Source organism: Hyphomonas sp. (assembly GCF_041689225.1).
Taxonomy (GTDB): Bacteria; Pseudomonadota; Alphaproteobacteria; order Caulobacterales; family Hyphomonadaceae; genus Hyphomonas.
The window spans coordinates 47,845-72,352 of sequence record NZ_JBDNGN010000151.1; the positions used below are offsets into that span (position 1 = coordinate 47,845).

Annotated in this window: 21 protein-coding genes and 1 pseudogene; 9 read left to right on the forward strand and 13 right to left on the reverse strand. The window is 62.1% G+C overall.

The genetic code is table 11. The annotated features are described in order from the left end of the window. The first annotated feature begins 3 nt into the window (after nucleotides 1-3). Nucleotides 4-489, forward strand: a complete 486-nt coding sequence (locus tag ACESNB_RS14980) for a MarR family winged helix-turn-helix transcriptional regulator (protein ID WP_373008721.1) — start codon at nucleotides 4-6, stop codon at nucleotides 487-489. Between the two features lies 1 nt (nucleotide 490). Then, nucleotides 491-1,429 (forward strand): MBL fold metallo-hydrolase, encoded by a 939-nt coding sequence (locus ACESNB_RS14985; RefSeq protein ID WP_373008723.1) that lies wholly within the window; start codon nucleotides 491-493, stop codon nucleotides 1,427-1,429. A gap of 85 nt (nucleotides 1,430-1,514) precedes the next feature. Here ACESNB_RS14985 and ACESNB_RS14990 read toward each other — a convergent pair whose 3' ends face one another. From ACESNB_RS14990 to ACESNB_RS15015, 6 genes and pseudogenes are all read right to left on the reverse strand, one after another. Beyond that, complete coding sequence (locus ACESNB_RS14990) at nucleotides 1,515-2,651, reverse strand: sensor histidine kinase (protein WP_373008725.1); 1,137 nt, start codon at nucleotides 2,649-2,651, stop codon at nucleotides 1,515-1,517. 135 nt (nucleotides 2,652-2,786) lie between these two features. Continuing rightward, nucleotides 2,787-3,062, reverse strand: coding sequence for a metal-sensitive transcriptional regulator (locus ACESNB_RS14995; RefSeq protein WP_373008788.1), 276 nt, complete (start codon nucleotides 3,060-3,062; stop codon nucleotides 2,787-2,789). 39 nt (nucleotides 3,063-3,101) lie between these two features. Next, nucleotides 3,102-4,394: pseudogene (locus tag ACESNB_RS15000) on the reverse strand (APC family permease); the annotation flags it as partial. Beyond that, nucleotides 4,394-6,646, reverse strand: a complete 2,253-nt coding sequence (locus tag ACESNB_RS15005; RefSeq protein ID WP_373008727.1) for a copper-translocating P-type ATPase — start codon at nucleotides 6,644-6,646, stop codon at nucleotides 4,394-4,396. The pseudogene ACESNB_RS15000 and the gene ACESNB_RS15005, both read right to left, overlap by 1 nt. Nucleotides 6,647-7,555: 909 nt before the next feature. Then, complete coding sequence (ubiA, locus tag ACESNB_RS15010; RefSeq protein ID WP_373008729.1) at nucleotides 7,556-8,695, reverse strand: 4-hydroxybenzoate octaprenyltransferase; 1,140 nt, start codon at nucleotides 8,693-8,695, stop codon at nucleotides 7,556-7,558. Nucleotides 8,696-8,756: 61 nt separating this feature from the next. Then, complete coding sequence (locus ACESNB_RS15015) at nucleotides 8,757-9,770, reverse strand: aldo/keto reductase (RefSeq protein ID WP_373008731.1); 1,014 nt, start codon at nucleotides 9,768-9,770, stop codon at nucleotides 8,757-8,759. Between the two features lie 288 nt (nucleotides 9,771-10,058). Here ACESNB_RS15015 and ACESNB_RS15020 point away from each other — a divergent pair, with 288 nt between their 5' ends. From ACESNB_RS15020 to ACESNB_RS15030, 3 genes are all read left to right on the forward strand, one after another. Next, nucleotides 10,059-11,156, forward strand: a complete 1,098-nt coding sequence (locus ACESNB_RS15020; protein ID WP_373008733.1) for a hypothetical protein — start codon at nucleotides 10,059-10,061, stop codon at nucleotides 11,154-11,156. Then, the gene (locus tag ACESNB_RS15025; RefSeq protein ID WP_373008790.1) at nucleotides 11,048-12,085 is read left to right on the forward strand and encodes a tetratricopeptide repeat protein; all 1,038 of its coding nucleotides are present in this window, start codon (nucleotides 11,048-11,050) and stop codon (nucleotides 12,083-12,085) included. Before ACESNB_RS15020 ends, ACESNB_RS15025 begins: the two co-directional genes overlap by 109 nt. 74 nt (nucleotides 12,086-12,159) lie before the next feature. Then, on the forward strand, nucleotides 12,160-12,828 hold the full coding sequence (locus ACESNB_RS15030) for a hypothetical protein (protein ID WP_373008735.1): 669 nt from the start codon (nucleotides 12,160-12,162) through the stop codon (nucleotides 12,826-12,828). A gap of 110 nt (nucleotides 12,829-12,938) precedes the next feature. Here the strand turns inward: ACESNB_RS15030 and ACESNB_RS15035 are convergent, their stop codons facing one another. Further along, entirely contained in the window at nucleotides 12,939-14,312 is a 1,374-nt protein-coding gene (locus ACESNB_RS15035) for an NAD-dependent succinate-semialdehyde dehydrogenase (RefSeq protein ID WP_373008737.1), read from the reverse strand. Between the two features lie 60 nt (nucleotides 14,313-14,372). On the opposite strand from ACESNB_RS15035, the gene ACESNB_RS15040 reads away from it, so the two are divergent. Beyond that, nucleotides 14,373-15,134 carry a 16S rRNA (uracil(1498)-N(3))-methyltransferase gene (locus tag ACESNB_RS15040; RefSeq protein ID WP_373008739.1) on the forward strand — a complete coding sequence of 254 codons (762 nt, stop codon included), beginning with the start codon at nucleotides 14,373-14,375 and terminating at the stop codon, nucleotides 15,132-15,134. Between the two features lie 108 nt (nucleotides 15,135-15,242). Here ACESNB_RS15040 and ACESNB_RS15045 read toward each other — a convergent pair whose 3' ends face one another. Continuing rightward, nucleotides 15,243-15,875: a hypothetical protein gene (locus tag ACESNB_RS15045; protein WP_373008741.1), complete on the reverse strand. Its 633-nt coding sequence runs from the start codon at nucleotides 15,873-15,875 to the stop codon at nucleotides 15,243-15,245. Between the two features lie 105 nt (nucleotides 15,876-15,980). Between ACESNB_RS15045 and ACESNB_RS15050 the strand changes: the two genes are divergently transcribed. Both ACESNB_RS15050 and ACESNB_RS15055 read left to right on the forward strand, forming a co-directional pair. Then, nucleotides 15,981-17,360 carry a glutamate--cysteine ligase gene (locus ACESNB_RS15050; RefSeq protein WP_373008743.1) on the forward strand — a complete coding sequence of 460 codons (1,380 nt, stop codon included), beginning with the start codon at nucleotides 15,981-15,983 and terminating at the stop codon, nucleotides 17,358-17,360. Between the two features lie 227 nt (nucleotides 17,361-17,587). Continuing rightward, the gene (locus ACESNB_RS15055; protein ID WP_373008792.1) at nucleotides 17,588-19,243 is read left to right on the forward strand and encodes a peptide MFS transporter; all 1,656 of its coding nucleotides are present in this window, start codon (nucleotides 17,588-17,590) and stop codon (nucleotides 19,241-19,243) included. 71 nt (nucleotides 19,244-19,314) lie between these two features. Here ACESNB_RS15055 and ACESNB_RS15060 read toward each other — a convergent pair whose 3' ends face one another. The 5 genes from ACESNB_RS15060 to ACESNB_RS15080 all read right to left on the reverse strand — a co-directional run bounded on the left by ACESNB_RS15060 (nucleotide 19,315) and on the right by ACESNB_RS15080 (nucleotide 23,378). After that, nucleotides 19,315-19,746 carry a rhodanese-like domain-containing protein gene (locus tag ACESNB_RS15060; protein ID WP_373008745.1) on the reverse strand — a complete coding sequence of 144 codons (432 nt, stop codon included), beginning with the start codon at nucleotides 19,744-19,746 and terminating at the stop codon, nucleotides 19,315-19,317. Nucleotides 19,747-19,858: 112 nt separating this feature from the next. Then, a complete protein-coding gene (gene tldD, locus ACESNB_RS15065; RefSeq protein ID WP_373008747.1) occupies nucleotides 19,859-21,262 on the reverse strand; it encodes a metalloprotease TldD in 1,404 nt (467 codons plus the stop codon). Nucleotides 21,263-21,393: 131 nt separating this feature from the next. Beyond that, a complete protein-coding gene (locus ACESNB_RS15070; RefSeq protein ID WP_373008749.1) occupies nucleotides 21,394-22,548 on the reverse strand; it encodes an AI-2E family transporter in 1,155 nt (384 codons plus the stop codon). Then, nucleotides 22,545-22,709, reverse strand: coding sequence for a DUF1328 domain-containing protein (locus ACESNB_RS15075; RefSeq protein ID WP_373008751.1), 165 nt, complete (start codon nucleotides 22,707-22,709; stop codon nucleotides 22,545-22,547). The genes ACESNB_RS15070 and ACESNB_RS15075 overlap by 4 nt, the downstream gene beginning before the upstream one ends. Before the next feature lie 114 nt (nucleotides 22,710-22,823). After that, nucleotides 22,824-23,378 carry a tetratricopeptide repeat protein gene (locus tag ACESNB_RS15080; RefSeq protein ID WP_373008753.1) on the reverse strand — a complete coding sequence of 185 codons (555 nt, stop codon included), beginning with the start codon at nucleotides 23,376-23,378 and terminating at the stop codon, nucleotides 22,824-22,826. Nucleotides 23,379-23,533: 155 nt separating this feature from the next. Between ACESNB_RS15080 and coxB the strand changes: the two genes are divergently transcribed. Then, complete coding sequence (coxB, locus tag ACESNB_RS15085) at nucleotides 23,534-24,508, forward strand: cytochrome c oxidase subunit II (protein WP_373008755.1); 975 nt, start codon at nucleotides 23,534-23,536, stop codon at nucleotides 24,506-24,508.

The window sequence follows — 24,508 nt, forward strand, 5'->3', positions numbered from 1 at the left end:
CAAATGCGCGACGAAAATTTCATCGATACACACAGGCTGGGATCCGCGTTCATCGCGTACCAGCTTGAGCGACTGGCAGAACTGATCGTCGCCCAAGGGAACGATATGTTGGACGCGGCCGGGATCACGTTCCCGTCGCGGGCCGTCTCGACTGTTTTGTATATCGGCGAGCACCAGCCGACCTCGACCGCCGATATCGCCCGGGCCCTTGGCCAACCCCATCAGGTTGCCACCCAGCGCGTGGACCTCCTGATCCGTCTTGGTATCGTGGAGCGCGTCGACGATCCCGATGATGGTCGCCGCAGACTGCTCCGCCTCACCCGTCAGGGGGCCGCTCAATTCGAGGTCCTGACGGCGCGGCTCGCAAATGCCAGCCTGGCTTTTGAAGCCCTGTCCGACGAACTCGGGTGCAATCTCTCCGCCGTCATCCAGCGCGCGGCAGACGCCCTTCTCAACGCGCCACTTCTCACTCGCATGAAAGACAACTGACATGACCCGACTCTCAAACCTCTTCTTGTCTGCCATCCTGTTCGCCAGCCTCTCGGCCTGCGAAACCCAGGATGCCGCCATCGAAGCGCCGCCCTCTGCGCTGTTCGCGCAAGCGTGGAACAGTGGCATTGATCCGGATGAGCCCGCGTTCCAGGTGCAGGAGATCGATGCGAACACGTTCGCCCTGCGCCAGTCGCTGAGGACCAGTTTCGAGGCGCCATTCCTTTACCTCCTCCTCGGAGAGGACAAGGCGCTGTTGATCGATACAGGCGCTGAAGGCGCAGACCCTCGCGCCGAAGTGGACAGGGTGCTCGCGGCGAGCGGGCACGCCGGACTGGCGCTCGTGGTCATGCATACGCATGGTCACGGCGATCATGTCGGCGGCGATGCCGGCTTTGCCGATCGGCCCGATACAATAGTCGTCGGGCACACGGCTGAGGAAGTGGCGGAGTTATTCGGAATTGATCGGTGGCCGGACGATATCGGCACGCTGGACCTTGGCGGACGCAAAGTGGACATACTGCCGACCCCGGGGCATCATGCCTCGCACGTCATGGTCTATGACGCGGTCACGCGCAGTATGTTCTCGGGGGACGCCATCTATCCGGGCCGGCTGTACTTCGTATGCGACAAGGCCGGTGAGTATGCGGCCTCCCTCGACCGTGTTGCTGGTTTCGCGGAGACCCACCCGATCGACTGGCTGCTTGGCGGGCATGTGGAGATGAAGGCAGCGGCGGGCCAGTCGTTTGGCCAACAGGACAAGTCGCGCCGCGGCGAACACGTGCTGGAACTGCCGGGGAGTGCGCTGGGCGACGTGACGGCCGCCTTCGCCGGGATCGGCGACTATCCACGCGTCACCCCCTTTCCTGACTTCATGCTGCTGCCGCACCCGGCAAATCCGGCGGGCATGTCACCGCCCGACTGGTGCAAGCCTGCCTAGTATCCGACGGGTGCCATGCAGCAGCCCGGCAGAGGAAGCCGCGCAAAGTCGTGAAAACGTCTGAGTTTGGAAGAATGGCGCCGGTTCAGGTGCGGGCGAATGTCAGGCTCAGCGAAAAGCCGTTTTCGGTGGCGGTGCGTGTGACTTCCGAGCCGAGTTGCGAAGCGGCCGCATCGACCAGCCGGTGCCCGAGCCCCTCGGCGGCGCTCGTCGGTCGGGTGTCCGAGCCTGTGCCCGCGCCATTGTCGCTGCAGGTCAGGGTCACGTGCCCGTCCGCCCCGTTCAGCAGGCTCAGCGAAATGGTGCCCGCGCGCTTGTTGGCAAAGCCGTGCTTGATCGAATTGGCGACGAACTCGCTGACTATGATGCCGATGGCCGACGCATAGGCCGACCCGACGCTGATCGGGTCGATCTCCGCCTCGATCACAATATTTTCCGGCGCCGAATCCTGCAGCAGCGCGATCACACGCGGAATGAACCGCGCCAGCGGCACGGTCTCGATTTCTGCGGCCTGGTGCAGTTCCTGGTGAAGCAGGGAAATGGCATCAACGCGCCGGGACACGGCATCGAATGCGTCCCTGTTTTCCTCGCCAGCGCGCGACTGGTAGAGCCGCACCAGCGAGCTGACCGATTGCAGCGAATTCTTCACGCGGTGATCCATTTCACCCAGCAGCACCTGCTGGTCGCGAAGCGCCATCCGCAGGTCCAGTTCGCGCATCACCTGCTTGGCCAGTGTGCGCAGGGACTTCTTTTGGAATTCGCTGAGCGCATAGGGCTCGTCGTGAAGGACACACAGCGTGCCGATTGGAAACCCGTCGCGGGATTTTAGCAGCGCGCCAGCATAGAAGCGCAGGGCCGGCTCATCGCGGCAGAGCGGGTTGTCCTGCGTGCGCGTGTCGGCCTGTGTGTCGGGAATCTCGACGAAATCGTTCTCGAGTATGACGTGCGAACAGATCGAGGTGTCCAGCGGCGTTTCGCGCACGCCCAGCCCGGTCTCCGCCTTGAACCACTGGCGGTCAGCATCGATCAGGTTGATGACCGAAATCTTCGCGCCGCACAATTCAGCGGCCAGTTCGACGATATCGTCGAAATCGGCCTCTCGCTCGGTGTCGAGTATGTCATATCGGTACAGGGCGGCTAGACGCTCAGCCTGGTGGGGGTGCTTGGCTGCGAGCATCGTCCATTTTCCCTGGTATTCATGCCACTGCACTGAGTTGAGCATGAAAACGCTGTTTTCCTAGAATAGTGACCAAATCTCGTCAACTCTGCATGCCGCAGCCGCGTGCCTCCGATGCGGATCAAGCGTCCGGTTCGGCAACGCCGGTGGCTTCTGGCGGGCAGAAAGTCGCCGCGCAGCCTACTTCTTCCGTCCGCCCAGCACGGCGACGAGTTCTTCCACCTTTTCCCGACGCGCATCAAGATCGTCAGCTTCCAGCGCATGCTCGACGCAGGTCGCGATATGATCATCGAGGATCAGTCCCTCGAGTCCGGTCAGCGCCGCCTTGATGGCCTGCACCTGCCGCACGATGTCCACGCAATAGCGGTCCTCGCCCACCATTTTCGCCACGCCCCGCACCTGTCCCTCGATCCGGGCCAGGCGCTTAGCGGCGGCATCTCTTGTCTCTGTTTTCATCACGAACTGTCCTTGATCCAAATCAGGCGCTTCGACGCTATTGTCGCGGGCCTTTGCAAGATAAAATCGTTCAAAGGCGAAGGTCACAGTAATACCGGCGAGCGCGATGACGATAATCAACGGATCGCTCTGCGATTTCATTGCCAGGAATGCGCCCAGAACAACAATGTCGAGCATCATCGCAGTCAGAAGCACGCTGGCCCGTGCGCCGACATCCTCGCGCAAGTGACGATAGACGCCCCAATGGATGATGATGTCCATGACGATATAGAAGATTGCGCCGAGTGATGCGATGCGTGACAGGTCGAAGAAAGCCGCCAGCAGGCCGGCAGCTAAGACCGTATATACCAGCGTATGTTTTTGCGTGTCGCCCGGTAGTCCCAGCTTCATTTCCGGAATGAGATTCATCTCAGTCAGCATGGCCAGCATACGGGACACGGCGAACACACTTGCCAGCAGTCCGGAGGCGGTTGCAATGATGGCAATGGCTACTGTGAACCAGACGCCGTATTCGCCAACGGCGGGACGTGCTGCTTGTGCCAGGGAATAATCCTTCGCCTTGACGATCTCCTCGATACTGAGGGTCGAACCGACGGCGTAGCACACGAGCAGGTAGAAAACCGTGCAGATGGCAAGCGAAATCATGATCGCCCGACCGACATTCTTCTTCGGGTCCTTCAGCTCGCCGCCGCTGTTCGTGATCGTGGTGAAGCCCTTATAGGCAAGTATAGCGAGCGCGACCCCTGCGAGGAATCCGCCCGCCGACGTGTTGTCACCCACGCCGGATCGTACAGGCTGGAAAGCAAACCCTGCCGCCCAAAGTGCCACCAGTGCAAAGACCAGAATGCCGCCGATCTTCAGCGCAGCGGTAATTTTTGAGACCGCGCCAATCACGTGATTGCCGGAGATGTTCACGATGAACGCTCCCACGATCAGTCCCAGCGCCAGCACAGGCACCAGAATGCCGCCTTCGATGCCGAACAATTGCAGTGTGTATGTCCCAAACGTGCGGGCGACGAGACTTTCATTGATGATCATCGAGAACGCCATCAGCAGGGCGGCGCCACCGGTCACGACGGTTGGTCCGTAGGCCTTCTTGAGGATCATGGCGATGCCACCCGCCGAGGGATATTTGTTCGATACCTTGATATAGGAATAGGCGCTGAAGCCGCTGATAACGGCGGCCAGCAGGAAGGCGAGCGGAAACAGCGTGCCGGCCAGTTCGGCCACCTGGCCGGTGAGGGCAAAGATGCCCGCGCCGATCATCACGCCTGTGCCCATGGCCACAGTGCCCGGAAGCGTCAGACTGCCTTTCTCGTAAGAACTAGCCATTACAGCTTCAATGTCCTAAGGCGCAGCGCGTTGCCGATCACCGACACCGATGACAGGCTCATTGCTGCGGCCGCGATCATCGGGCTCAGCAACAGGCCGAACACGGGGTAGAGCACGCCTGCCGCCAGCGGCACGCCCAGCGTGTTGTAGACGAAGGCGAAGAACAGGTTCTGCCGGATATTGCGCATCGTCGCGCGGCTCAGCGCGGTCGCCCGGGCAATGCCCAGCATGTCGCCTTTCACTAGCGTCACGCCGGCGCTTTGCATGGCCACATCTGTGCCGGTGCCCATCGCGATGCCGACATCGGCCTGCGCCAGCGCCGGGGCGTCATTGATGCCGTCCCCCGCCATCGCCACCACCGCGCCGCCCGCCTGCAGCTCGCGCACGATCCGGTTCTTGTCCTCCGGCGAGACATCGGCGTGCACGTCGTCAATGCCCACCTGCCGGGCCACGGCCCGTGCTGTCGCCTCGCTGTCGCCGGTCAGCATCACCACTTTCAGGCCCTGTGCGTGCAGCCGCGCAATCGCTTCTTTCGTGGTTGCCTTGATCGGGTCGGCGACGCCGATCAGGCCCGCCGCTTTTCCATTGACCGCCACGAACATCACGGTCTGGCCGTCTTCCCTGTATGACTGGGCGGCCTCGCCCCGCGCGTCATCGAATCCGCCAATCCGGCGCATCATCTTCGCATTGCCGATGGCGACCGACTTTCCATCCACCGTACCCTGAGCACCTTCGCCCGTAACGGACTCGAAGTCCTGGGCCATGCTCGTCTTGATGCCGCGTGCTTCCGCGCCGCGCACGATGGCGGCTGCCAGCGGGTGCTCGCTCGCCGCTTCGACGGCCGCAACAAGCGTCAGCAGTCCGGTTTCGTCCCAGCCCTCGGCGGGCTCCACGGTGACCAGTTTCGGCTTGCCTTCGGTCAGTGTGCCGGTCTTGTCGACGACGACAGTGTCCACTTTCTCCAGCGTCTCCAGCGCTTCGGCATTGCGGATCAGGATGCCGTTCTGCGCACCCTTGCCCGTGCCCACCATGATCGACATTGGTGTTGCAAGGCCCAGGGCACAGGGGCAGGCAATGATCAGCACGGCCACGGCATTGACCAGCGCAAAGGCCAGCGCCGGGTCCGGCCCGAACAGGGCCCACACGATGAACGTCAATACGGCTGACGCCACAACTGCCGGCACGAACCAGGCTGCGACAATATCGGCCAGCCGCTGGATTGGCGCCCGCGAGCGCTGCGCCTCGGCCACCATGCGCACGATCTGCGCCAGTACCGTATCGTCGCCCACCCGCGTCGCGGTCATCACCAGGCTGCCGGTCGTGTTTAGCGTGCCGCCGGTGACTGCATCGCCTGCCGCTTTCGCCACCGGCACGGGTTCGCCCGTCACCATGGATTCGTCGATGGAGGAATGTCCCTCGGCCACCTCGCCGTCCACCGGTACTTTCTCGCCGGGGCGGATGCGCAGCCGGTCGCCGGATTTGACCGTGTCAAGATCGACATCTTCCTCGCTGCCATCCGCGCGGATGATCCGCGCCGTCGGCGGCGTCAGCTGCAACAGCGCGCGTATCGCGCCGGACGTCGCGCTGCGCGCGCGCAGTTCCAGCACCTGCCCAAGCAGGACGAGCGCCACAATGACAGCAGCGGCTTCGTAATAGACATGGACGTTACCGTCCATGTCCCGGAAATCATCAGGGAACAGGCCCGGCGCAATGGTCGCGACCAGGCTGAACAGGAAGGCCGTACCCACGCCCAGCGCGATCAGCGTGAACATGTTCGGGTTCATGGTTTTGACCGAGCGCCAGCCGCGCACGAAGAAGGGCGCCGCGCCCCACAGCACGACCGGGGCGGCCAACGCCAACTGGATCCATTGCGCCACGCCGGGTGGGAATATCCCGTGCAGGGGCTGGCCCGGAATCATGTCGCCCATCGCATAGACAAACAAGGGCAGGGCAAACGCAGTGCTGATCCAGAACCGGCGCGTCATGTCATCCAGTTCGCTTGTGTCCTCGTCGACCGACACGGTTTCCGGTTCCAGCGACATGCCACAGATCGGGCAGCCGGTGTTCGACGTCTCGCGCACCTGCGAGTGCATCGGGCAGGTCCACACGGTGCCGGAATAATGTTCCGGCACGTGATCATAGGCCGTGCCGGCTTTCGCCGCAGCGCTGCCGCCATGGCAGCAGGCATCCGCCGCAGGCGCGTCGGCTGTCTTGTGTGTGTGATGTGTATGATCGTGGGAAGACGTATCCATGGTGCGTTCGCTCCGTTTGATGTGTCTTGCTTCCATATAATACCCCATTGGGGTATACACAAGGGGAGTGACGATCGCCCCCACCTGTCCTGCAAGGCCGGGCCTCTCCCCCAAATTTCCTCTGCAGACCTTTTGCCGGGACGGCAAAATGCGTCGCACGTCTCCGACCGTGACAGGTCTGTGGCTAAGCTAAGCGCCATGACCCGAAATGTTCCCGATCCCGCACAGACACGCCGCCGCGTTGCCCGCGCCTGGCCCCTTATGCGCGCCGCGACACGGGCGCTGCGCCTCTATGTGCAGGCCGTGATGCTGCTGGCACCGGGCGGCGCCCGGACGCGCCTGTTGCCGGGCACATCGGCCAGTGTCGCCATGCTGGAACATGCCTTGCGCTGCCTGCTGATCCTGATGGGCCGCAAGGCGCCGCCACCGGTGCATGCGCCATGGGCGGCGGGCCTGGCGGGCACGGGCCGATCATCTCGCCCCGGCGCTGCCCGTGTGTTTTCCGTCGCCGTCGGTAAGGCCTTTGCGGGCGCGTTCCGTCCACGCGCCACACCCGCGCCACCCCCGTCGTACCCCCGTGCCACGCCCTTGCCACCGACGCCCGGCGCCCGTGACGTCCACCTCACGCACAGCCTCGACCTGCTGGCCGAGGCCTTCCGAAATCCGGAACTGCATGCCCTGCGCATGGCAGCTTACATAAAATCCCGTGGCGGGCGCCTGCGCCCCGCACCGGCCATCCGACCGGATGCCGAAACATGCCTCATCGTCAGCGATCTTGTCTCCAACCTGCCGCCAGCGGCTGCGTACCAGGGCTCCCCTGCGCCGGGCTTTCGTGCTGGCCGATCAAGCTTTGCCCCCCGCACCAATATCTCCGTGTCCCCGGCGCAGGCAGGGGCGGCGAATCCCGCCCTATTCAGGCTGCGCGGGTTCCACCAAAACACCCTCTGTCTCCAGCGCGCGCAGCACATCGCTCGCCATCCAGGTTTCCGCGTGCGAAATCTGGTGTTCACGCTTCAGTTCGAGCCCGAAGGGCAGGACAAGTGTTTCTGATGGGCCGACGGGAACGGTCTCATGCTCGGCGAACAATGAGCGCGGCTCCGGCGTCGGCAGCATCGCCGCCAGCAGGAAGCCCCCGGCAAGGATCGCCCCGGCCCACACATTCGATTTGAATACGCCCAGTGCGTCCTGCTCCTGGCTCGTTTTGAGCTGCACCACCTGCCACACGCCATGCGCAAAGAATGCCAGCCCTGTCACAGCGCCCGCCCGGACCGACCCGTTGAGCGCGGCCGCCAGTGCCACCAGCGCCGCTGCACCCATATGGAAGCAGAAGCTCGCCAGCACCGCCCGCTTGCCGAACAGGCGCGCGGTCGACCGCACGCCGATCAGCGCATCGTCTTCGCGGTCCTGCAGGGCATAGATCGTGTCATAGGCAATCGTCCACAGGACCAGCCCGGCATAGAGAATGAACACCGGCACCGACAGGCTGTCCGCCGTCGCCGCGCCGACGAGAACGCCCCAGTTGAAGGTCAGGCCCAGCCAGGCCTGCGGCCACCAGGTCACCCGTTTCATGAACGGATAGGCCGCCACCAGCGGCAGCGCACACAAGGCCACAAGTTTCGCGTCGCCCGGCAGGCAGGCCCACACGGCCAGCCCCACCGCCAGCTGCACACCGAGGAACGTGAACGCCTCGCGCAATGTCACCGCGCCCGACGGCAGCGGCCTCAGCGCCGTACGCGCCACCTGCGCATCGAAATCCTTGTCGGCAATATCGTTCCACGTACAGCCCGCGCCGCGCATCGCCACAGCGCCCAACAGGAACAGCGGCACCCAGAACAGGTCGACCAGGTACAGCCCCGTGCGCATCCGCTCGAAGGCGAGGCCAATCAGGCAGGGCAGGTAAAGCAGCCAGATGCCGACAGGCCGGTCCAGCCGTGCCAGCATGGCATAGGGCTGCATCCAGTCAGGCAGCTTTGCCAGCAGCCCGGGCAGGGCGCTGTCAGCCGGAATGGCTTGCAGGCTGGGCCTGCTGGTGGTGTTGAACTTGTTCATTTCGCGGCTTATACAGCGAAACGCGCCCTTTCACAGCCTCAAGCAACCATCGCGCGAACGCTCATCCCGCCGTCAGTTCGAAGGCGTATTGCTCGGTATCCACGCTGGCCTGCGCCCTCTCGTTATAGCGGGGCCCTTTCACCGCCTCGGGCGCGAACACTGCATCGAGATGGGCCACGTGCTCAGGCGCCAGCGCTACCTGCGCTGCGGCGAAATTGTCCCGCAAATGCTTGGCGCTGGTCGTGCCGGGGATCGGCACGCAATCCGGGTCCTTCACCAGCGTCCAGGCAATCGCCAGCTGCGACATCGTACAGCCAACGTCGCTGGCCATTTCCTGCGCCTGTTTCAGCAGCGGCAGGTTCTCGGTCCAGTAGGGCTCGGTCCAGCGCGGGAAGATGCGCCGCATGTCGGCGGCATGGTAATCCTTCGGTGCGGGGGGATTGTCGGCGAGGTAGCCGCGCCCTACAGGCGAGAACGGCACGAAGGTCACGCCCAGCTCCTTGCAGGCACCCAACACCGCGATCTCCGGGTTGCGCGTCAGCAGCGAGTATTCAGACTGCATCGCCGACACCGGGTGCACCGCATGCGCCCGGCGCAGCAGGCCCTCACCCATTTCCGACAGGCCGACCATGCGGATCTTGCCCTCACTCACGAGGTCCGCCATCGCGCCCATGGAATCCTCGATCGGCACATTCTTGTCGGGCCGGTGCATGTAGTAGAGGTCAATCACATCGCGCTGCAGCCGCTTCAGGCTCGCCTCGCAGGCCGCCTTGATGCTCTCAGGTCGCGCATCGATCCGCCGCTGCTCGCCATCGAACAGCAGCACGCATTTGCTCGCCTGCAGGTAGTCGTTCTTCCGGTCCTTCAGCGTTTCGCCGATCAGCGTCTCGTTCTTGCCGAAGCCATAGATCGTCGCCGTGTCGAGAAAATTGTATCCGAGATCGAGCGCCTCGTGCAGCAGCGCCGCCGCATCACCCTCATCCGATGGCGGGCCATAGCCATGATGCAGGTTCATGCACCCTAGTCCTACAGGATAAACCGTGTCCGACCCCAGCTTGCGCGGTGCTATACTCATGATGCTGCTCTCTGATGTTTTGGTTCCAGGCGCAGACTAGGCGCTAGGCGCTGCCGGGGGCAAGTGGGCCGCTCAAACGCCGCCGAAAACGGGGCGGCCTACTGCGTGCCTTAACTCACGACAAAGCGCTCAAACGATGTTAGCCAATGTGTACGCAAGACAGTTCGGGGACGCAGATTGCAGAAGTTTATCCAGGAACAACAACGCCGGAACGTGTTCCGCGTCGCTTCGATCTATGCGGTCGGCGGCTGGCTATTGATGTAGCTCGCGGTCGTTCTCGAGACGACTTTGCTGCTCCCCAGCTGGTTTGATACGCTGATCACGATCCTCGTGCTGATCGGCTTCCGGGTCGTTGTTTTCGGGGCATGGGCGTTCGAGATGACGCCGGACGGGTTGAAACCCACCGGCAGGGTCGATCCGGAATCAAGCGTCGCGGGCCGCACCGGCAAGCGGCGCGACATTGTCCTCGCTGCCGCAGCGGCCCTCCTCGTGGTGGTCATTATCGGCGACCGAGTCATGCCTTCCGGCAAGGCCGCCGCCAACCAGAAGTCGGTCGCCTCGGAAGACTTTTCCATCGCCGTCCTGCCGTTTGCGGACATGAGCCCGGATGGCGACCAGGAATATTTCGCCGATGGCATTTCCGAGGAATTGCTCAATGTTATGGCCCAAGCGCCCGGCCTCGCCGTGGCGGGGCGCACATCCTCGTTCGCCTTCAAGGGGCAGAACACGGACCTGCGCGAGATCGCCCAGATTCTCGACGTTGCCCATGTGCCCGAAGGCTCCGTCCGCAAGTCCGGCAACAAGGGCCGCGTCACGGCCCAGCTCATCCGCGCCGACAATGGCTTCCACATGTGGTCCGACACCTATGATGGCGACCTGACTGACATCTTCGCCGTGCAGGACGAGACCGCCAATGCCATCCTGACAGAGCTGAAGCCGCAACTCATGGGCAAGGTTACGCCCATCGCGGCCCCGCGCATGGACATTGCCGCCTACGACCTCTACCTGCTCGCCCAGCAGAAGGCTGCCCTCAACACGATGGCCGGCTTCAAGGATGCTGCTGACGCCCTCGACAAGGCCCTCGCCATCGATCCGGATTTCGTTCCCGCCCTTGCATGGCGCGGCTATTACGAGCTGATGATGTCTGATGGAGAGGGCGCCGCCGGAGACATTCCGGCCGAGGAAGCCATCACGCGTGCGGACCAATGGACCAGCCGCGCGCTCAAGCTGGACCCCGTTCTGCCGATGCCCTCTTCGCCCGTGCCGGGCTGTTCTCGATGGGGTTTGATGCCGGGACCCGGAACAAGGCGGGTGCACTTTATGAACGCGCCCTCGCGATCAAACCCAATTTTGCACTTGCAAGGAATGACTACGGCTATTGGCTGAACGACCAGAAACGGTTTGACGAGGCCATTGCGCAATTCGAAGTGGCGCTGGCGCGCGACCCGGCCCAAAGCGACCTAAACACAAATTTGTTGGCTTACTACGGCCGCCTGGGTGACTTCGATAAGGCGCGCGCCCAGGTCGACAGATGGCTCGCCATCTCACCGGAGAATCCGGGACCTCACGCGTTCAGGGCGTCTCTGCAGGAAGCTTCCGGCAATCTGGCAGAAGGGCTGAAGTTTCGTCGCAAGGTGCTCGCCATGGCGCCGCACGATCCGAGAGCATCGCCAGACGTTCATTTCGGCGAACTGGGACTGGGGGAATTCCAGACGGTCCTGAAAGCTGACGAGCCTTATTTGCGCTATCGGGCGATGGTCCTGATGGGCCGCAAGGATGATGCGCGGGCGCTGGTCAGGCAGGAAACGGATGCGCGACCGGACTTTCCGCAACAGCAGTCCGACTATCTCGATGTCCATAACAGCATCCACGATTGGGCAGAAGTTGCTCGCTACTATGATGAAGCCTGGGGCAGCCCGGAATCCTTCCAGCAGGCCTGTATCTGGCCGCCCTACACATACGTCCTGCCGGCCCTGCTCGACGCCGGGCACCGGGACGCGCCTGCCATGCTGGCGGCGGCAAGACGGGCCATTGATGCGGATCGCGCGTCTGGTTTCCGGAACGCCAACTACGATATGAACGAAGCCGGGATATATTTTCTCGAGGGCCATCCGGGCAAGGCGACGGACCTGTTGGAACTGGCCTATTCGAAGGGCAAGCGCGACATCTACCTGTTCATCTATCCCAGCCTGAACGACGCGCCCAGGCCCCGGCTTGAAGCCCTTGAGGCCAAGGTCGCCGCCGACATCAATGCCGAACGCGCCATGCTGGGCTGGCCCGCCATCGAGATGCCGAAGGCCTATCGCGCAGACTAGAGCAGGGTGGGTTGAGTATCGCGGACATATTCCCGATCCCAGACTTTTCACGCAAGAGAAGGGTGTTTTAGTTTATGGAAACACATGCGCGCGTCGATGTGGGGTGCTGCACGGCCTACTGGACGATGCAGACCGGGCACAGCCTTGTCAGCGAAATCTCAGTCGATCGGTCCGGTCATATTTACGAGACATATTTTGTCTCAAAACGAGGCCTTGAGGGCCTCACGGCCAATGCGCTGCTTGATCACGTAAAGGCAGCTCATCTGAATTATGATCATGATGCGGACATCCGAATCTCGGCCTGCGTGGCTGAGGATCGTCTCGGCGAAATATTCTGCGCACTTGATGTATGCATTGCAGACAAGTCCAGACTGTTCAGAAAACGCCCTCCGTTTTATCAATTTTACCAATCTACGGATATTCCCCTCTCGCTGCGTTGGGACGCGTTCAAACGGTTCAGGGAAGCACAGGAAACGCAGGTGCCATTTCTCCTGATCGAAGGTCAGACAGGCAGCCCCAGTTGGGGCGACAGCGAAACGGCCAGCATGATATCAATCGACAGTCTGGCGCAGCTGGAAGCCAGACTGAAGGCGGCGCTCTGCGTTATTCCGGCAAAAGACTATTGCACCTTCAATCTTGGTGTTCTCGATACCCGGAATAATGACCAGCCATTCAACCAGGCCGCCTATTGTCTTGCAGACCAGTGGCCGCTTACGCTCAGGCGACACCCTGATGGCGGCTAATATCATTGAGTTCGCGTGCGCCGCGCGGGTTCTGGGAGATGATTCCAGCTGAATCCAACAGACAATCACACAGGCAAGCTGGGCACCGAAGGTTGATGCCGGTTATCGGCTTAGCTGATCGAAACGGTCTTGCGGTTGACGAACGACTTGATACCGTCCGCCGCGAGTTCGCGTCCGTAGCCGGACTGTTTTACCCCGCCAAAGGGCAGCCGCGGATCTGAGGCAACCAGTGCGTTGACGAAGGTGGAACCTGCTTCAAGGTCGCGCACGGCCTGTTCGATCTCGCCCTCATCCTGCGTGAAGATCGCAGAGCCGAGGCCGTAATCGCTCCGGTTGGCCCTGCTGATCGCCTCGCTCAGGCTTTTGACGCGCCAGACATTCGCCACCGGTCCGAACATTTCCGCGTCCGCGCCCGGCGTGCCGTCCGGTGCCTCGGCCAGCACCTGCGGTGCAAACCACCAGCCTTTGTCATCCACCTTTGCCGGCGTGCTGATCCGCTTCGCGCCGCCCTTCAGCGTCGCCGCGACCTGCTCGGCCAGTTCGTCGCGGATCGCTTCTGTCGCCAGCGGCCCGATATCCGTCTCCTCCAGCAGCGGATCGCCGACGCGCAGCGCTTGGATCTTCTCCACGAAGGCCTCGGTGAACGCGTCGTAGACATCGGCGTGAACGAAGAAACGCTTCGCCGCGATGCAGGACTGGCCATTATTCCGTGTGCGTGACTTCACCGCCGTATCCACCGCCTTGTTCATGTCAGCTGACGGCATCACGATGAACGCGTCCGATCCACCGAGCTCCAGCAGCGACGGCTTCAGCTCCTCACTGGCAACACTGGCCACGGCCCGCCCGGCGGGGCCCGAGCCGGTCAGCGTCACGGCTTTCACGCGCGGGTCGCGGATAATGCCCTCGACGGCTTTCGAGCCGATAAGCAGCGTCTGGAAACAACCGTCCGGGAATCCGGCCTCGCGAAACACCGCCTCGATATTCATGGCCGAGCCCCAGACATTCGAGGCATGTTTCAACAGGCCGACATTGCCCGCCATCAAGGTCGGTGCGGCAAAGCGGAAAACCTGCCAGAATGGAAAATTCCACGGCATCACGGCCAGCACCGGGCCAACCGGCAAGTGGCGCACATAGGAGCGTTTCGCCTCGGTCTTGATCGGCTCGTCGGCCAGGTAGGCTTCTGCATGCTCGGCATAGTGGCGGCAGACGAGGGCGCATTTCTCCACCTCCGCCACGGCTTCGCGCAGCGGCTTGCCCATTTCCAGCACCATCGTGCGGGCATAGGCGTCCTTTCGGTTCTCCAGGATGTCGGCGGCCTTGTGCATCAGGCGCGACCGCTCGGTGAAGCTTGTCAGGCGCCATGTCCGGAAGCTGTCATCCGCCCGTTCGATGGCTGCATCGAGATTGGCGCTGGCCAGCGGCGTAAAGCTTTGCAGCACGTCTCCGGTGGCGGGGTTGATCGAGGTGACGACTGGCGTGCTCATGAGGCGATCCTTCGGCTTAACTTCAATCCTATATAGGCATATAGAGCGCCAATGAGTTCCATGCCTCGCCTTTTCGTGAACAGTGATCTTGTCGAAGGAGAAGCCTTTGCGCTCGACGAGGGGCAGGCAAACTACCTGATCCGCGTCATGCGCCTTGGCTTGGGTGACGCCGCCCGCGTCTTCAATGGCCGCCACGGTGAGTGGCGCGCCGAGATCAACAAGATTGAGGGCCGCCGGGCCGAATTGACGCCCGTGGACCAGTTGCGCCAGCAGGAGACGAACGGCTGCGCGCAGCTGACGCTCCTCTTTGCCCCGGTGAAGAAGTCCGAGACCGATTTCATCGTCGAGAAGGCCACCGAGCTTGGCGCTGCCCGGATCCAGCCCGTGATCACCGAACGCACCCAGACCCGGACCGTCCGCCTCGACCGGTTCCAGAAAATCGCCCTCGAAGCGGCCGAACAGACCGAACGCCTTGACCTGCCGGACGTGAGTGACGCCACCAGCCTCGACGCGGCGCTGGCGGCCTTGCCATTCGGCACGGCGCTGATCTTCTGCGACGAGGCGGGCGACGAGGCAGAGGCGCCCTGGGGCGGCCAGTCCGGCCGGGCCCGCCCGATGGCGGAAATACTGCCGGCCCTCAAGGGCCAGCCCGCTGCCATCCTGATCGGTCCCGAAGGTGGCTTCAGCCCCGCCGAACGCGCCCACCTGCGCGCCCGCGCCAGCACTCATCCCGTCAGCCTCGGCCCGCGCATCCTGCGCGCCGAAACGGCTGCAGTGGCGGCGATGACCTTGTGGCAGGCCTTGTGTGGGGATTGGGGTTAGGTCTACCGGCTCGTCCTTCGACTTCGCTCAGGATGAGCTTCTGCAAACATGGCCCCGGAGGGCTCATCCTGAGCGAAGTCGAAGGACGGGCCCGGGCTTGTTGTCGGCCTAGAACGACCAGCGCTTCAGCGGCATGGGCACGTCGTCGACCCAGCGGCGCTTCCAGTCGAGTACGACGCCGACGCGGTGATCGATCTTGCCGTCCCAGTGCGGTTGCAGGCCGACGGCCTGCAACAGGTCGAACAATTCCTGCGCGATGGCGATATGAGCGACGTCCATCTCCGAACGCGCCGCGCCATAGCTGAAATACAGTCCGTGGCCTTCAACGGCGCTTTCGGTGTCCTGCTGGTGGAAAAAGACATAGCCCCGGGCGAGGTGGCCCATGGCTTCGTAGTCTTCAATCTCGACGCCGATTTCGGCAGCGCCGCAATTGCCGCAGCAAGTGAAGTTTTGCCGGGCGACAATGCCATTGTCTTCCAGCGTGTCCATGGCCAGTTCGAGGCGGTCATAGTCGGTCAGCACCGGCCAGTTTTCCTGCTCGTCGACCAGTGCCTGCACCGCCGTGACCAGCACCTGGCGCACCTCCACCCGGCGGTCACGTTCGGACATGGTCGTCTCGAAGTCCTCGGTGAGTTCGAACAGAATGTCTTCGATCTCATCGATTTCCTCATAGCCGCCCCGTACGTGGATATGTGCCCACATTTTCAGGTCGTCACGCTCGTCTGCCTTCAGCCTGTTCACGCTAGTCCCTCTAAAATCTCAGTTTGAAGGTTAAGATAACCCGGTTGGCGTTCGGATGAAACATCCCTATGTGCACTTCCATCGCCGATTCATGGGAGGCACCTGATGACCACACCGACGTCGGACATCGACGAGTCCTCCGCACGTATCGAATCCAAGTCCGAACTGGTTGATTATCTTGCCGCAGGGTCAAAGCCCATGGCGGACTGGCGGATCGGCACGGAACACGAGAAATTCGGCTTCATCAAGGACGGCTTGCGCCCGCTGCCGTATGAGGGCGACGCCTCGATTCGCGCTATGCTTGAAGGCCTGCGCGACCAGTTCGGCTGGGAGCCGATTGTCGAGGGTGGCCACCTGATCGGCTTGAAACAGAACGGCGCCAGCGTCTCGCTCGAGCCCGGCGGCCAGTTCGAACTCTCCGGCGCGCCGCTCGAAACCATCCACCAGACCTGCAATGAAGTCGGGCGCCATCTGGAAGAAGTGCGCCAGGTGGCTGAACCACTGGGTGTGGCGTTCCTTGGTGCCGGCGCCAGCCCGCTCTGGAGCCTTGCGGAAACACCGGTCATGCCCAAGGGCCGCTACCGCATCATGACCAATTACATGGACAAGGTCGGCCGCCTTGGCCGCCAGATGATGTTCCGCACCTGCACCGTGCAGACAAATCTCGATTTCGGCTCGGAAGCCGACATGGTGAAGAAATTCCGCGTGTCGCTGGCCTTGCAGCCGCTCGGCACGGCCCTGTTTGCCAACTCGCCTTTCCTCGACGGGCGCCCGAACGGCTTCGTGTCCTATCGCTCGCAGATATGGACAGATACCGACCCCGACCGAACGGGCATGTTGCCTTTCGTGTTCGAAGAGGGGTTCGGCTTCGAGCAATATGTCGACTATGCGCTCGACGTGCCGATGTATTTCGTCCGCCGCAAGGGCGAGTATCTCGATGCCAGCGGCCTCAGTTTCCGCGACTTTATGGCCGGAAAGCTGCCGATCCTGCCGGGCGAAAAGCCAGCCATGGACGATTATATCGATCATCTCTCGACGATTTTCCCGGAAGTGCGCCTAAAGCAATTCCTCGAAATGCGCGGGTCCGATGCCGGCCCGTGGAGCCGCCTGTGCGCCTTCTCCGCTTTCTGGACGGGCCTGTTGTATTGCCCGGACTGCCTCGATGGCGCTTGGGACCTCGTGAAGGACTGGACGGCAGCCGACCGCGAATCGATGCGCCAGGGCGTGCGGACACTGGGCTTGCGGACGCCTATTCCCGGCGGCGGTTCGATGCAGGACCTCGCCAAACAGGTGCTCGTGCTCTCCCGGCAGGGCCTGAAGAACCGGGCGAACCTCTCCACGTCAGGGGACGACGAGACCGGCTACCTCACCGAACTCGATGACATAGCAACCACCGGCCTCACCCCTGCCGACCGCTTGCTGGCCCGCTATTACAGCGCCTGGAATCGCGATGTGCGACCGATTTTCGCGGAAGAGGCGTATTAGGGGCGCGCTTTTGCGCCTTTGGAGCTGCGCATAAGCACAAATTGCCTTGAGCCTTTGCCCGGCGCATGGTCAAACTGGCCCCCTGCGCGGATGGCGCACCACAGACTGCAACGAGCCTGGGGAGGGCCACTGTGACAGACATTCCAGTATCAAAAACGGATCCCGTGGCGGGAGACACCAGCTTTTTCGGACACCCGAAGGGCCTGCTGATCCTGTTCCTGACCGAGATGTGGGAGCGCTTTTCCTTTTACGGGATGCGCGGCCTGCTGATCATCTACCTAACCCAGCACTTCCTGTTCTCGGACGAGAAATCGGCGCTGATCTACGGCGCCTATACGGCGCTGGTCTATGTCATGACGATCATTGGCGGCACGCTCGCCGACAAGTATCTCGGCCAGCGGAAAGCCGTGACATTCGGGGCAATCCTGCTGGTCCTCGGGCATTTTGGCATGGCGTTCGAGGGCTCCGGCTCGCAACAGATCGCCACGATCAACGGCGCCGAATACGAACTGACCCTTGATGGTCGCGGCGGCGACGGCAACCAGATCATCGTTCAGGGCGACAAGGTCTCCCCGATCAGTTTCGACAATGAAACCAATGAACTCGTGATCGGCGACCCGGCACTGATGGGCCTGCCCGAGCGTATCGACCGGGCCAGCTATGACACGAAGATCATCCAGCAGGACCTGTACAAGAACATCCTGTTCCTGTCGCTTGCCCTGATCATTGCCGGGGTCGGCTTCCTCAAGGCGAATATCTCGACCATCGTGGGCGCACTCTACGGTGTCGGCGACGCACGCCGCGATTCCGGTTTCACCCTGTTCTACATGGGCATCAACCTCGGCGCATTCCTGTCGTCGATCACCTGCGGGATCCTCGGCATCGTCTATGGCTGGGCTTGGGGCTTTGGCCTGGCAGGCATCGGCATGCTGGCTGGCCTGGTCGTGTTCCTCTGGGGCCAGAAATACCTTGGTGGCCGCGCGGATCCGCCGGATGCTGAAAAGCTGCGGCAGTCTGTTCTTGGCCCGATCAACGTGGAATGGGCCTGCTATCTCGCCGGTCTCTTGATGATCGGTGTTTCGATGCTGCTCGTGATGAATGAAGAGATTGTCGGCGGCATTCTTGGCCCGATCGGCATCCTGATGTTCCTGTTCCTCGTCGGATACGCGATGCTGCGCCTCAAAGGGACTGAGCGGAACCGGATGTTTGCCGCGATCTATTTCGTGCTGGCGCAGATCCCGTTCTGGGCTCTGTTCGAGCAGGCGGGTTCTTCACTGAACCTGTTCACGGATCGCCTTGTTGACCGTTCACTGTTTGGTTGGTCGGTTCCGGCGCCGGTGTTCCAGTCACTCAATGCCGCCTTCATCTTCATTTTTGCGCCGATCATCGCCTGGTTGTGGATATGGCTGGCCAAGCGTGACAAGGAACCATCGACTCCGGTGAAATTTGCCATTGGCGTCTTCGGTGTCGGCCTTGGCTTTCTCGCCCTTGTGGCAGGCATCCAGACGGTCGGTCCGTCGGCCATGACGCCGGTCCTGTTCATTTTCCTGATCTACTGGATACACACGATGGCAGAACTGATGCTGTCACCTGTCGGCCTGTCAGCCGTGACCAAGCTCGCGCCAGCACAAGTCGTTGGCATGACGATGGGCGCCTGGTTCCTCTATTCGGGACTGTCGAATTTCCTCGCCGGCATTATCGCCCGGTCCACGGGGTCTGAGACCATTGGCGGCCAGTTGACCGATGTCGCTGCGGCTAAGGCAACCTATATCAGCGTCTATAGTTCGGTGGGCTATATCGGGATCGGCATTGCGGTCGTGATGTTGCTGATCTCGCCGCTGATCAAGAGCTGGATGAAAACGGACGAAGGCACGATGGTCTAGCCGTGCTACGAGGCTCAAACAAAAGGGCGGCCTTAGCGGGCCGCCCTTTTTCGTTTCGGATGAAAACAGGTCTATCGCATCGGGGGATTGAAGGGATCGGTCGGCAGGCCGCGTTTGATCCAACCGTCACCGGAGCCAAGATGACCCGTCATGCCTTCGGTCACGTTGAACACGTGGGCGAAGCCTTCTGCGGCCAGTTTCTCGGCCGCAGAGGTCGATCGGTTGCCTGATTTGCAGATCACTGCGACGGGCTGCTCGAGATCGCCGTAAACGGCTCCCCGCGCGCGTGCCACAAAGTCGATATCCTGAAGTGTGGCACCCACACTATCACGCGGCATGCCGGTCATGGCCCATTCTGACGGCGTGCGCACGTCGATCAGGATGAGCTCGCCTTTCTGGGACATCTGGAAAGCTGAATCGGCACTCAGGGTTTCCACATCCGCCATCGCCGCGCCGCCAAAGCCGAGGGCCCCGCATACCAGTCCCAGGAACTGAACTCTCATCGCCGTCACTCACCTCTGCGCCGCCAGGGGGCTTGGCCCTTGGTCAATGTCGCAACAAAGTGGCAAAACCTCCGTGAGGCCGCAAGAGTCTCCCGTTAAAATGACAGGAATTTTATCCGGCGCCGCCTACGGTCAAGGCACCGACCTTAAGGGTTGGCTGTCCGACGCCCACCGGCACTGACTGCCCGCCCTTGCCGCACACGCCGACGCCGTCATCCATGGCGAAATCGTTGCCGATCATAGAGATCTGCTGAAGCACGGTTGGCCCATGGCCGATCAGAGTGGCATTCTTGACCGGCGCGACGATCTTTCCGTCCTCGACGAGATAGGCCTCGGTGCACTGGAACACGAAATTGCCGGATGTGATATCGACCTGTCCGCCACCAAAATCGACCGCCCACAGGCCGCGCTTGATCGATGCGACGATCTCGGCAGGGTCCTTGTCGCCGCCCAGCATGACAGTATTGGTCATCCGGGGCATGGTCTGGGCCTCATAGCTTTCGCGGCGGCCATTGCCGGTCGGGGCGACGCCCATCAGGCGGGCGTTCAGCCGGTCCTGCATATAGCCCTTCAGGATGCCGTCCTCGATCAGGACCGTGCGCTGGGTCGGCGTGCCCTCGTCATCGAAGGAAAGCGAGCCGCGGCGTGCCTCGATACTGCCATCGTCGATCACGGTGACGCCTTTGGCCGCCACCTGTTCGCCGATCCGGCCAGCATAGACGCTGGTGCCCTTGCGGTTGAAATCGCCTTCGAGGCCATGGCCGACAGCTTCGTGCAGCAGCACGGCCGGCCAGCCAGGGCCGAGCACGACTTCCATGACGCCTGCCGGGGTCGGAATGGATTGCAGGTTGACCGAAGCCTTTCCGAGGGCGCGGCGGACGAGGTCCTGCCAGCGGCCCGGCTGGATCCACTCGTCATAGGCCGCACGGCCGCCTGCACCAGCGCTGGCGGATTCGCGCCGGCCGCTTTCTTCCAGTGTCACGGAAACATTGAGGCGGACCAGCGGACGTATCTCGGAGAACATCGCGCCGTCCGGGCGGATGATATCGATCTCCCGGTGGCTGCCGGCAAGCGATACCGAGACCTGCACGACGCGTGGATCAAGCGCCCGTGTCCAGGCATCGATCTCGGCGAGCAGGCCGGTCTTGACCGTGAAGTCGGGCGCCGATGTCGGGTCGATCGGCGCATACAGGCGGCGGTTGGTCGGATGCGGACCGTCGGCCAGTTTGCCGGAATAGCCGCGCTTGGCCTGCGAGGCTGTCTGCGCCGCGCGGGTAATCGCGCCCAAGGACAGCTCGGAGCCATAGCCACTGCCCTGCGCTTCGCCAGCGACGACCCGCAGGCCGAAGCCCTGGTCTGTATCAAAGGCGGCCGATTTCAGCCGCCCGTCATCGAACATGAAACTTTCAGAGCGTGAGCGCTCAATGAACAGGTCACCGTCATCTCCGCCGGACACGGCGTCAGACAGGATATCCGCAGCGCGGGCGACATCGAAAGGCAATTGGGTCTGGGTCATCCATCCTAAATGCGGGTGATCGGCGCCCGCAGCAAGGGCAAACCCTGTCATCGACGCACAATCGGCTAGGCTGGTGGCTTGGCGTCGGGCAGGGGCACAGGGTTCGCGTCCGCCGCTCGGGCTTGCCAGGCTTACTGGCGCTTGCTGAGCTGAACATCACGGCCAAAAATGAATTTCAGGATGCGCCGGTCGGAGCGAGAGAGCTCATCCCGGTCAGCCAGGAACTTTCCGAAGCCGGACATGCCGGGCACATGGTCGGAGACGACTTTCATGGTCAGCAGCATCGGCGTGGACAGAAGCATGCCCATGAATGACCAGAGCCAGGCCCAGAGCGCGAACGAGACCAACACGACCACGGCATTGAGCCGCAGTCGTCGGCCGACCATGACCGGGGTCACGAACTGTCCCTCGAACGAGGTCAGGCCCCAATAGACGACCGCAGGCAGGATGGCTGCCGCGGCCGAATCAAAACTTACCAACGCGACGAGGAAGGAAATGCCGACCCCGGCCATCGCCCCAATATAGGGAATATAGTTCAACAGGAAGCCGGCGAGACCGAACAGGACCGGGTCCGGCATGCCGATGGCCCACATTGCGAGGCCGATGGCGACGCCAAGGCCCATATTGATGAGGGTGATGGTCAGCAGGTAGACCGACAGCTGGTTCTCGATCGCCCGGGCCACAGCGAGTGCGCGCCGTTTATCCTTCAGCGTCGGCATCACCTGCACAAGCTTTTCGTAGAACAGGTCTCCGGACGCGATCAGGAAGAAGGCGAGGGTCAGGCAGATCACGACCTGGCCGGCCATGACGGGCATCTTGTCGGTAAATCCGGCCAGGAAGCCCGGCTCGCGAATGGTGACTGTGTCCGTGGCGGGTTCCTTGCCGGCGATGTGTTCGATCTGCTCGGTGGCATCCATGACCGGCTGGACGGTACCTGTCAGCTCATTCAGCTTGTCACCGATTTCTTCGATCATGTGCGGGGGGCCGGCGAGGCGGTCCTGCACGGCACCGGACACGAAATAGCCGAGCGTGCCGATCGAGCCGAGCAGGGTCAGAAGGATGATGGCCGCCGAGACGCCCGATGAGAAGCCGAAACGGTCCATCGCTCGGCGGACCGGGCTGAAGATCAGCGCCAGCATCATCGCCGTGACAATCGGAACAATAAGGCCCGGCGCGATCGTCAGGACGCTCAGGGCCATGATCCAGAAAATGCCAACGAGCGCCCAGCCTTGATGGCTGGGCGCTCGCAGTGTTTCATCCGAATTGCTGGATGCGTCGGAAGTCATCTACGACGCAAGCCACCGAAGACGAGCGATACGACGAAGAGTATGACGAAGATCAGCGCCAAGAGCTTGGCGATGCCGGCGGCCGTGCCTGCAATGCCGCTGAAGCCGAGGACAGCCGCGACCAGCGCGACGACGAGAAAGATGATGGCCCAACGCAGCATGTTGTGTTTCCTTTTCCATTGTGGGTTCTGGAAAATGAAACGACAGGAATGGAAATTGGTTCCACTCCTTTCTAACGTACGTTCAGGGCCCTGCGCGCGAGGGTATCCCGACGATCAGTTCGTCGTGATCTGGAACCGTTCCATCTGGCGCTTGGCCAGGTCCGACTCAGGGTTCAGTTCATCTGCCCGTTTGAAGTCGAAATAGGCGCCCTGGATGTCACCTGTGTGTTCCCTGGCGATCGCGCGATTGTAGTAGGCTGCGTAGAGATCGTGGGAATCGAGTTCGATCGCCTTGTTCAGCGACACCATCGCCGCATTGTAATCCTTGCGCATGATATGGGCCGCGCCCTCGTTGAGGTAGGTCGCGCCTTCGTTCGGGTTCAGCCGTTTGGCGATGTCATAGTCCGAAAGGGCCGCCTCGAGCCTACCGTCACGCATGCGCAACACGCCGCGATTGGTATAGGTGGCGGACTTGTTCGTCAGGTTCATGATCTCGGCTTCTATGGCCTTGGTGCAGATTTTCTCACCGGCGCTGGCGGAAACACGCTGATACTTGGCGGCCTCGTAACAGTCCTTCGCGACGCCGCCTCCGATGATCGATACCTGGGCAATGGCCATAGGTGCCGACAGCGTCAATGCAATCAACGCGAGCGCGGGGAATTTTACCATTGTCGTCTCCCTGTCCTTTTATTTTTTGTAAGAATAGCACGAGTTCCCCCCAGCCGCGAGCGCCTGCGACAATATTGAGCGTCAAAACTGCTGGGTTGCCGGGGCGGTCTGGTATAGACCCATCTGAGCAATTCCAACGAGACGAGGATTCCTTCGTGCGACACTTCTTTGCCGCCTTGTGCGCTTCAATACTGGCTGCACCGGCCTTCGCTGCCGTCCCCGTCGACGGGGCGCTCGGCTTCCAGCCCGCTGCAACACGCATTGCTGAGCGCATCCACTTCTTCCACGATGACTATGTCATGTGGATCATTACGGCGATCACGATCTTCGTGTCGCTTCTGCTGGTCTGGGTCATGGTGCGTTACAATCGCAAGGCCAATCCTATACCGCGCAAGTTCAGCCACAATTCGCTGATCGAAGTGATCTGGACGGTCGTTCCGGCGCTGATCCTGGTCGCGATTGCCGGCCTGTCTTTCCCGAACCTCTACTATCAGGACGTGGTGCCGAACCTCGAAAAGATCCAGACCGAATCAGCCGCCCTGCTGGCTGACGGCAAGTCGGCCGAGTACGAGCGCTACACCAAGAACTATTTCCCGGATGCTGCCGCGAAGGGCTTCGTCAACGTCAAGGCGCAGGGCAACCAGTGGAACTGGACCTATTCCTATCCTGACATCGTTGATTCTGAGGGCCTACCGCTCGAATTCGTTTCGAACTCCATCTACAAGGGCACATCGAACGACCCGACCGACACGGACGTACGTCCGCGCAACCTCGCAGTTGACTATCCGATGGTCATCCCGGCGGGTCGTTATGTTCGCTACTACACCGCTGCCGCTGACGTGATCCATTCGTGGACCGTGCCTGCCTTCGGCGTGAAGACGGATGCCGTGCCAGGCCGCCTCAACGAGGGCTGGTTCCTGGTTGACGAGCCGGGCGTCTATTACGGCCAGTGTTCCGAGCTTTGCGGCGTTGATCATGCCTACATGCCGATCGAGGTGCGTGTCGTGCCGCAGGACCAGTTCGATGCCTGGGCCCAACTGATGCTAGCCGGCGACTATGACGCCGCCGCCGCGTCCGTTCGGACCATGGCCGCCCTTGAGCCGAGCACCCAGCTCGCCGCTAACCATTAA

Excerpts from the sequence above, each read along its gene's own strand:
- ACESNB_RS15055 (WP_373008792.1), top strand. The coding sequence starts at position 17,588 with ATGTGGGAGCGCTTTTCCTTTTACGGGATGCGCGGCCTGCTGATCATC.
- ACESNB_RS14990 (WP_373008725.1), bottom strand. The coding sequence starts at position 2,651 with ATGCTCAACTCAGTGCAGTGGCATGAATACCAGGGAAAATGGACGATG.
- ACESNB_RS15080 (WP_373008753.1), bottom strand. The coding sequence starts at position 23,378 with ATGGTAAAATTCCCCGCGCTCGCGTTGATTGCATTGACGCTGTCGGCA.
- ACESNB_RS15040 (WP_373008739.1), top strand. The coding sequence starts at position 14,373 with ATGCCTCGCCTTTTCGTGAACAGTGATCTTGTCGAAGGAGAAGCCTTT.
- ACESNB_RS15070 (WP_373008749.1), bottom strand. The coding sequence starts at position 22,548 with ATGACTTCCGACGCATCCAGCAATTCGGATGAAACACTGCGAGCGCCC.
- ACESNB_RS14985 (WP_373008723.1), top strand. The coding sequence starts at position 491 with ATGACCCGACTCTCAAACCTCTTCTTGTCTGCCATCCTGTTCGCCAGC.
- ACESNB_RS15035 (WP_373008737.1), bottom strand. The coding sequence starts at position 14,312 with ATGAGCACGCCAGTCGTCACCTCGATCAACCCCGCCACCGGAGACGTG.
- ACESNB_RS14980 (WP_373008721.1), top strand. The coding sequence starts at position 4 with ATGCGCGACGAAAATTTCATCGATACACACAGGCTGGGATCCGCGTTC.
- ACESNB_RS15075 (WP_373008751.1), bottom strand. The coding sequence starts at position 22,709 with ATGCTGCGTTGGGCCATCATCTTTCTCGTCGTCGCGCTGGTCGCGGCT.
- ACESNB_RS15030 (WP_373008735.1), top strand. The coding sequence starts at position 12,160 with ATGGAAACACATGCGCGCGTCGATGTGGGGTGCTGCACGGCCTACTGG.
- ACESNB_RS15025 (WP_373008790.1), top strand. The coding sequence starts at position 11,048 with ATGGGGTTTGATGCCGGGACCCGGAACAAGGCGGGTGCACTTTATGAA.
- ACESNB_RS15050 (WP_373008743.1), top strand. The coding sequence starts at position 15,981 with ATGACCACACCGACGTCGGACATCGACGAGTCCTCCGCACGTATCGAA.
- ACESNB_RS14995 (WP_373008788.1), bottom strand. The coding sequence starts at position 3,062 with ATGAAAACAGAGACAAGAGATGCCGCCGCTAAGCGCCTGGCCCGGATC.
- ACESNB_RS15015 (WP_373008731.1), bottom strand. The coding sequence starts at position 9,770 with ATGAGTATAGCACCGCGCAAGCTGGGGTCGGACACGGTTTATCCTGTA.
- tldD (WP_373008747.1), bottom strand. The coding sequence starts at position 21,262 with ATGACCCAGACCCAATTGCCTTTCGATGTCGCCCGCGCTGCGGATATC.
- ACESNB_RS15060 (WP_373008745.1), bottom strand. The coding sequence starts at position 19,746 with ATGAGAGTTCAGTTCCTGGGACTGGTATGCGGGGCCCTCGGCTTTGGC.
- ACESNB_RS15005 (WP_373008727.1), bottom strand. The coding sequence starts at position 6,646 with ATGGATACGTCTTCCCACGATCATACACATCACACACACAAGACAGCC.
- ubiA (WP_373008729.1), bottom strand. The coding sequence starts at position 8,695 with ATGAACAAGTTCAACACCACCAGCAGGCCCAGCCTGCAAGCCATTCCG.